The following is an 8162-nucleotide window of genomic DNA, read 5'->3' as shown; positions in this document are numbered from 1 at the left end:
ACGACTGTGGCGTAGCAGTAGTGATCCTGCCTCAATTAAAAGGCTCCGGTCTGCACGGCGCATCATTTTCAATCGGAAAGAATGTAGTACTTGGGATGACAGACAGGCGCAAGACAGCTGATATTTTTAGCTTCAGCTTCTTTCATGAGTTGGCCCACGTAATACACGGTGATTTTCGTCGATGCGAGTTAACCGACGAAGACGAAAACAAAGCCGATCGCTTTGCTGCTGAACTTTTAATTTCTCCTGAAGCTTACGCAGTATTTGTTAAAAATGCGGATTACTCAAAAGCTGCGATTATGGAATTTGCTAAACAGGAATCTGTAGATACAGGTATTGTTGTAGGAAGGCTCCAAAAGGATGGTTTTATTAAATACAACGCTCATAACGATCTAAAGCATCAGTTTCAGCTTTTCCTGGGAGACAAGTAATATACACAAGACTTCATGCAGATGAAAAAGGCATTGTTGGAAAGTGGGGCAAGTTTGAGCACATTAGACGTGTCACTGGCCATCTTGTAGGAACCTTAGAGCGTTTCAACAATGCAAAACGAGCTGAGGTTCGTGACAGAGTTAAGCATATGCATGCGTAAAAAATGATAATTTTTTTTTATCAAAAATCAGCACTGAATATGCACTACAATAGTGCATATTTAAGAGTGACGAAGCGTGACAAGCGCACAAATAGACAATAAAAATATTTTTAATATATTCCTGCTATCTTGTACTGAGCTCCATACGGGGAGATTTAATATTATCTACTAGCCACCTAGCAGATTCATTGCAATCTGAGGTCTCTGATTTGCCTGAGTCAAGACACTCTGAGCAGCCTGCTGGATAATCTGCTGAGCTGACAGATTTGAAGCTTCCTCAGAGTAATCAGTATCACGGATACGTGATCTTGCATCTGATACATTTTCAGCGACATTTTCCTGATTACGGATTGTTGATTCCATTCTGTTTTGCAATGCACCAAGCTCAGCTCTCTTAGAATCAACAATATTTATGATCTTGTCGATTGTCTGTATAGTATTCTGAGCTGCAGATGCTGAATGAACAGAAAATGCATAATATGATTTAGTTACAGTACCAATAACAATTTTTTCTTTATAAAGACCATTTGTGGTGTTATCTTGAGTTGCGGCGCCACCCATATCTAAACTACCACTACCAGTCTGCTTCTTATACTGAGCACAGATACCTGATATGGTAAAGCCATTTGACATTGTCACAGATAGAGTATCAAATGCATAGGCACCAATCTGGAATGAAAGTTCACCTTTATTGTTGAATATACCTTTGCTTGCACCGGCAAGACATTGCTGACCACCAAAGGTTGTCTTACATGCAATACGTGTAATTTCCTGTGACAGTTGCAGTACTTCTTCATGGATAGCCTGACGGTCAATAGTTGTATTAGTACCGTTAGCAGCCTGAAGAGCTAAAGTACGGATACGCTGAAGCATTGATGTGGTTTCATCAAGAGCACCTTCCATGGTCTGGCAAAGAGCAATACCGTCATTGGCATTTCTGTTACCTTGCTTAAGACCATTAATCTGAGAGGTAAGTCTGTCAGAAATCTGCAAGCCTGCAGCATCGTCTTTAGCTGAATTGATTCTTAAACCTGAAGATAAACGCTTAAAGGTTGTATCTAAAGATTTAGTGGCGTTATTTAATCGTCTTTGTGCATTTATAGACGATGTATTTGTTTGTACATATAGAGCCATTTTCTTTTCTCCCCAAATAATGATTATTGTCTTCAGACAAGCTCCACTATCGAAAAAAATCGATATAATCTGAAGTTACTTAGTTTTATGAAAAAAGTGTGCCATATGTTAATAATTAAAAATTAACATTCTGAAAAATAAGTAAAAAAAATAATTGATGTTTTTAAATTAATGAAAAGGATAATAGTGATAATCATAAAACGGCATTAAATTGCCGATTTTCTGACAAAACAATACGATAATTTTATTTCTTGCTGATTTTTAAGGTGTTAAGACGGTAACACCTTATATTTGATGATATAATCAGACAGTATTCATTTTTTTTAAGAAAGCTTATATGTCGAAATTATCATCTAATCAAGAGATACTTGATATTCATGCAATGCTTGATACACCACCAAGTGTAGAGCAGATTCAGAACGTTATTGAAAAAGAGCTTGAAACAGTTCAGGACGTCGTAAGATACCTTGTATCTGTTTTGCATCCTACGATGTTTATGTCGGTCACGGTACTGACAACTACTGGGATGAAGCTCAGGAGATTGTTCATGCAGTTATGCATCTGACTCCTCCTGTAGATGAGCTTGTTTTAAATACTAAACTTACAGCCTATGAAAGAGAGATAATTTCTAAGATCGCTATTTTAAGAGCGATTGAAAAGATCCCAACTCCTTATCTTACTCATAGAGCATTCTTCTGTTCAAAGCAGTTCTATGTTGATGACAGGGTAATTATTCCAAGATCTCCTATTGGCGAGCTTATTGAAAACGGATTCTCTCCATATATAAGCAAGTCCCCTGAGCGTGTTCTTGATATGTGCACAGGCTCTGGATGTATTGCAATTGCTATTGCTCTGCAGTTTGACAGGGACATTGAAGTTGATGCTGTTGATATCAGTGATGATGCTCTTGATGTTGCAAACATTAATGTAGAAGCTTATGCCCTTGAAAATGAAGTTACACTAATCAAATCAGATTTGTTTGACAATCTTCTAAAAGGCGATAAGTATGATGTGATAGTTGCAAATCCTCCATACGTTGATGAATACGATTTGAGCACAATGCCTGATGAATACCACTGCGAGCCTGATTTGGCTTTAGGCTCAGGTGCTGATGGTCTTGACTGTGCTAAGAGAATTTTAGCTGATGCTCCTGAATTCCTTGAGGATGACGGAATTCTTATCATGGAAGTTGGTAACTCAGAAGAGCATTTAGTAGATTTATTCCCAACCGTCCCTTTCCATTTTGTTGATCTTAAAAAGGGCGGATGCGGTGTTTTCATTCTTTCAAAAGAGCAGCTTGTTGCATACCATGATATTTTCCAAAAAGCTGCAGATGAGGTATTAAATGGCAGCAAATAGTTTCGGTGAGGTTTTTACCATTACAACCTGTGGTGAAAGTCATGGTGCTGCACTAGCCTGTATTATTGATGGTGTACCTCCATTAGTTGAGTTATCGGAAGAAAATATCCAGCCAGATCTTGATAGAAGAAGACCTGGCAGCACAAGATATGGCACTCCAAGAAATGAAGCTGATGCTGTAAAGATCATATCAGGTGTTTTTGAAGGCAAGACTACTGGTACACCTATCGGTCTTATTATTGAGAATACATCTCAGCGTTCAAAAGACTATTCAGATATTATGGATAAGTTCAGACCTGGTCATGCTGACTATACTTATCTTGCTAAATACGGTATCCGTGATTATCGTGGTGGTGGACGCTCTTCAGCCCGTGAAACTGCGATGCGTGTTGCAGCTGGTGCAGTTGCCAAAAAAGTATTAAATGATCTGTTCAATATAAGCATTGATGGATGTGTTAGTGCAATCGGTGATATTTCAACTGATGTATATTCAGCGAAAAATGCACTGGAAAACGAATTTAATTTTTCAGATCCAAATAAGATTGATGATCTTAAGGCCCTGTTTAAAGATCTTGCAACAAAGGGTGACAGCGTTGGTGCTGTTGTTGAGGTACGCGCTCATAATGTTCCTTGTGGACTTGGAAATCCTGTCTTTGACCGTTTAGATGCAAAAATTGCCTATGCCATGATGGGTATCAATGCAGTTAAGGGAGTAGAAATCGGAGACGGTTTTGCTCTGGCAGCAATGAGAGGCTCACAGGCTAGAGATGAGATAACAAAGGATGGTTTTCAATCAAATCATTCAGGTGGTATTCTAGGTGGTATTTCTTCAGGTCAGGAGATAAAGGTAAAAATTGCTTTAAAACCAACTTCAAGTATTCTTGTTCCTGGCAGAAGCATCAACCGTTTTGGTGAAGAATGTGAGGTTGTTACAAAGGGCAGACATGATCCTTGTGTAGGTATCAGAGCTGTTCCTATTGCAGAGGCAATGCTAGCATGCTGTCTTTTAGATGCGCTTTTACTGCATAAGGCTCAGTGCTTTAATGTAAAAGAGCAGAGCTTTGTTCTTCCTCCTCAGTAAAATTTAAAATACGGCAGTTTTCTGCCGTATTTGCTATCTTACTATCCTTTTATCTCATCTTCATTATCATTTAAGGCAAGCATAGTCTTACCGTCATCTTTACTGTTCAGATCTAAAGATGCAAGAAAAGTATCATTCATGATCATATTGTCAGTAAGACCTTTTCTTATAGCCTTAACCTGACCTTCCTTGCTGATATTCTTGTACTCTTTTTTTTCAAGTCTGTCTTCAATAGCTAATAGTGTATTATTAGATTCATTGTTGCTATTTACTGTTGAAAGTGACTGACTAAGATTATTGTTAATTGGAGTATTAGTACTGTCAGATGGTTTTATAACACCTGCATTGTTATTGTGCACATCCTTTTTGGTGATAATAATAGAATGTAAAATGCTGTCTTTTGCCTGATTGTCTTTTACAAAGTAAAACTTTGTACCATTAACTTTGCTGCTCAATGTATGTGAATAGGTACCTGGATTCAAGATATTATCTGTATACTGCTTTTGTACATCAATATAATCGTCCTGTCTGAAATATTTGTTATCAGTCAGATCAGAATAATCATATTGTGTTTTCTTTGTATCATCATATTCAAAGATATAATCGCTATCTACAAAATAAGGTGTATAGAAATTCTTATTCTGGTATTCTCCGTTATAAACAATGTAATTTTCATCTTTTAAATGAGCATTCTTATCATATTTCACATCTTTTAGATTCTTTGCAAAAGCCTTTAAAGATGAATTATCAAAATTGTCTTTAACAACAATTGATCCTTTTATAGATGAATTATCATCCAGTCTGCCTGCTATTGCTCCAAGGTTAATATCAGAGTTGCTCTGGTATTTTGACTGTGTTTGCACATCAAAACCGCCAGCTAGATTTTCAAGCTTATTGTTTACTCCATTATTCTCAACAATACCTGCAATTGCTCCTATATTTGCCTTAAAATCACCTTTTGCATTAATATCAATACTCAGTCTGTCTGTTTCAACATTCATAAGATCGGAGCCTAAAACAGATCCTGCAAGTGCGCCTATATTGCCTCTGTCAAGATCGGTTGTAATACTGATCTTTGGATTTGATATTTTAAGATTACTAATCCTAGCTTTATCAAGTGAGCTGAAAAGACCAGTATTTTCAGTGCTAATACCATTCTTTGTGATCTGATAGGTGACTGTGTTGTAACAACCGTCTATAGTGCCTTTAAATGCATTGTTTTTGCCTATAGAGTCGTTTAGTTCACCGCTATCTATATCATTAGTTAAAAAGTATTAACCACCTAGATTATCTGAAATTGAAATAAAGTCAGATCTTGTTGAAACTGCAGTTTTGCCAAGCTGTGAAACGACACCTGATTCTTCTGAAAACTTATAGTCTTCTTTAAGATCGATATTCTTGCTACCACCAATATCAATTCTTTTTACAGATGAAGCTAAAATAATATTATTACTATCTTTGTTTGTTAGAGGCTTGTGATTACCATCATCAGATATTCCTTTAATATTCTCAATATTACCAATGATTATCTGACTACCATCCATTGTAAGATTGTTAGTTGTTATATTTCCAACAGCTCTGATTTTGCCCATGCCTTTATAGCTAAGAGTAATATCATTACCATTCAAGAATCTGTTTACATTTTCTTCAGTTAGCTTTGCCGTTGACAGATAAACCTTACCAGCTGCGATATTAGAGCCTTTTGATAGAGTTATTCCATTTGGATTGAATAAATAGAATTCACCTCCAGATGAGCACAGAATATTGCCGCTAATCACTGATGCCTTAGGGCCTCTCACGAAATTCAGATATCTATTAGCATCAAATATCACGTTATTTGAATCTCCTACTGAGAAATCTGACCATGAAATTACATTATTCTTAGTACTCGATGTTATGAACATCTGATTACCAATTGTATTTGTAGATGCATTTCCATGTATGTTTAGTGCACCTGATGGTAATACTGACTGAGCGTTTGCCTTTGTAATTAGAAGCGCAATCAATAGATTTGCAAAAACTTTTAAAAATTTCATATGATTTTTTCCTTACTAATAGTTATATCCAAACTGAACAAGTGTGCTAATGCTGTCGCGTGCTTTTGACTGATGTTTTCCTACAGCCTTGCTAAGTGATATTTCTGAGAAGAATCCTTTATATTCAAGATTTGCTTTAATACCAACACCAAAGAAACTTTCTTTTTTACTGTGTTGATTCTTAAGATGAGACTGCATCAGTTCTAATGATATTTTTGAATTGAAAAGATCGTTATTGTGTCTGCTTATTCCTGTTGAGACAAAAAGACCTAAATCACCTGCAGCAAGATTTGACTGATATGCATAAACAGCCTGATCACCACCTGCATTGAAAAGATCAATAGGATCAACTTCCTTATTTGATAACTGAATGTTAGCTCTTAAATTTAATGAGTATTTATCAGATAAAAAGTAGTCAAAAGTATTATTGCTGTTTAAAAGGAAATAAGGATTTTCAGAATAGATAGAGTAGTCATCCTTATTATCAGTCTTGCTAAGTGCAATTCTACTGTCGGTTTTAAAAAGTGCAGATCTGTTAATATTGTGATAATCATGAGTGAAACCAAAGTAGCTTCCTACGTTGCGTCTTTTCATTTCAATATCAAAACTTTTAAATTTGTCTTTGATATTTCTAAAATAGGCACCACCTTTTATCATTGTCATGTTGAATGGATCGCTATAGGCAATATTCTGTAAATAAAGCTCAATTCCTGACATATCGCCTTTGACATCGGTCAGAGCATAATTTTTTTTGATTGAATATGCTCCATAGTTTATGTTCGCACCAACATATACGAAACTGTCAGAAAGAAGATAAGCATAGTCAGCAACAGTATTGAACTGACCTTTATCAGTTGCATTTAGGCCAATAAAACCTCTGTCAGCATTATTTGTCAGATTATTTGAGCCTATAAGAGCAGTCAGTCTTTGTTTACCGGTAGAATTTGTACCATGGTTGTCATAGTAGACTGATGCATTAATTCGCTTCTTTTTCTTTGCTACAAGATCCATCATATAAAATGATTCATCTGCTTTTAAAAAGTAGGCTTTTTCAAGATCATCTGATGTTACTGGAGTGAGTACAACATCCACATCAAAAGCACCAAGAGCTTTAACCATATTGAGATGGTCACTAATCGAGCTGTCATTTACAGATGATGCAGGATTTGCTCTGGCTTTTGCAAGCAGAGAGTAAACTATCTTATATGGAATGTTTGTATCATTTGAGATTCTGCTTTTTAAGACCTTAAGTTTGTCAATAACAATTGTTACATTACCATCTGATGCATTCTGATAAGGATATAAAGCAAGTGCGCCTATAAAACCATAAGTTGCATACAGATTATTAAGGTTACTTACAATATTATTGAGAAGAGAAACAGTAATGCCTTGACCAATATACTGATTGACAACACTGTTAATCACTTTTCTGTCAGTCTTTGCGTCGTATTCATATGGTGCCTCAATAGTGACTGATTTTAAGGTCATAGCTTGAGACACAGAAAAACATAAAGGAATAAAAATAAAAAGATAACAGAATAATTTTCTAAAAATAGCTTTTGCTTTCATTTTTTTCTCCTAAAAAGGTGATTAAAAATTTTGAGCGTATGCTATCAGACAAGAAAAAAAATCCTGTTCGCAAATGGCGTTTTGTGCCACTTTTGAAAATTAGTCTTTGATTTATAATAAAAATAAAAATTTTAAAAAGGCTTGATTTTCTTAAAAAGAACAGAGATCAGGATAAGTAAATGCAGTTTAAATGCATTCTATAAATGGATTTGAAGAGAGTAGAAATAAAAAAAGACAGAAAAATCTGTCTTATCGGAGTGGTGCCCGGGGTCGGAGTCGAACCGACACGGAAGTATAAGTTCCGAGGGATTTTAAGTCCCTTGTGTCTACCAATTTCACCACCTGGGCAACAGGTGTTTTGCTAAGTTTTACCACATTGAAGTGGTGCCCG

6 protein-coding genes, 1 tRNA gene and 1 pseudogene are annotated in these 8162 nt (G+C 36.0%); 3 read left to right on the top strand and 5 right to left on the bottom strand.

The features are described from left to right. Positions 1-431: ImmA/IrrE family metallo-endopeptidase (locus ACJML3_RS04910; RefSeq protein ID WP_406021118.1), on the top strand; the 431-nt coding region annotated here is incomplete at its 5' end. Between the two features lie 329 nt (positions 432-760). Here ACJML3_RS04910 and ACJML3_RS04905 read toward each other — a convergent pair. Beyond that, the gene (locus ACJML3_RS04905) at positions 761-1726 is read right to left on the bottom strand and encodes a flagellin (protein ID WP_406021116.1); all 966 of its coding nucleotides are present in this window, start codon (positions 1724-1726) and stop codon (positions 761-763) included. 382 nt (positions 1727-2108) lie between these two features. On the opposite strand from ACJML3_RS04905, the pseudogene prmB reads away from it, so the two are divergent. Both prmB and aroC read left to right on the top strand, forming a co-directional pair. Next, a pseudogene (gene prmB / locus ACJML3_RS04900) lies at positions 2109-3085 on the top strand (50S ribosomal protein L3 N(5)-glutamine methyltransferase). After that, a complete protein-coding gene (gene aroC, locus ACJML3_RS04895) occupies positions 3072-4166 on the top strand; it encodes a chorismate synthase (RefSeq protein WP_406021114.1) in 1095 nt (364 codons plus the stop codon). Before prmB ends, aroC begins: the two are co-directional and overlap by 14 nt. A 41-nt stretch (positions 4167-4207) precedes the next feature. Here aroC and ACJML3_RS04890 read toward each other — a convergent pair whose 3' ends face one another. From ACJML3_RS04890 to ACJML3_RS04875, 4 genes are all read right to left on the bottom strand, one after another. Continuing rightward, positions 4208-5167 (bottom strand): hypothetical protein, encoded by a 960-nt coding sequence (locus ACJML3_RS04890; RefSeq protein ID WP_406021112.1) that lies wholly within the window; start codon positions 5165-5167, stop codon positions 4208-4210. Between the two features lie 273 nt (positions 5168-5440). Continuing rightward, positions 5441-6202, bottom strand: coding sequence for a filamentous hemagglutinin N-terminal domain-containing protein (locus ACJML3_RS04885; RefSeq protein ID WP_406021110.1), 762 nt, complete (start codon positions 6200-6202; stop codon positions 5441-5443). A 15-nt stretch (positions 6203-6217) separates the two neighbouring features. After that, positions 6218-7771, bottom strand: a complete 1554-nt coding sequence (locus ACJML3_RS04880; protein ID WP_406021108.1) for a POTRA domain-containing protein — start codon at positions 7769-7771, stop codon at positions 6218-6220. A gap of 258 nt (positions 7772-8029) precedes the next feature. Then, a tRNA-Leu gene (locus ACJML3_RS04875) sits at positions 8030-8119 on the bottom strand. Between the last annotated feature and the right edge of the window lie 43 nt (positions 8120-8162).

Source organism: Succinivibrio sp. (assembly GCF_045124615.1).
GTDB lineage: Bacteria > Pseudomonadota > Gammaproteobacteria > Enterobacterales > Succinivibrionaceae > Succinivibrio > Succinivibrio faecicola.
Note: the sequence above shows the minus strand (reverse complement) of the source record. Positions and strands in the feature narration are given on the sequence as shown.

Coding starts and splice junctions, on each gene's coding strand:
- ACJML3_RS04905 (WP_406021116.1), bottom strand. CDS start 1,726: ATGGCTCTATATGTACAAACAAATACATCGTCTATAAATGCACAAAGA.
- ACJML3_RS04880 (WP_406021108.1), bottom strand. CDS start 7,771: ATGAAAGCAAAAGCTATTTTTAGAAAATTATTCTGTTATCTTTTTATT.
- aroC (WP_406021114.1), top strand. CDS start 3,072: ATGGCAGCAAATAGTTTCGGTGAGGTTTTTACCATTACAACCTGTGGT.
- ACJML3_RS04890 (WP_406021112.1), bottom strand. CDS start 5,167: ATGAATGTTGAAACAGACAGACTGAGTATTGATATTAATGCAAAAGGT.
- ACJML3_RS04885 (WP_406021110.1), bottom strand. CDS start 6,202: ATGAAATTTTTAAAAGTTTTTGCAAATCTATTGATTGCGCTTCTAATT.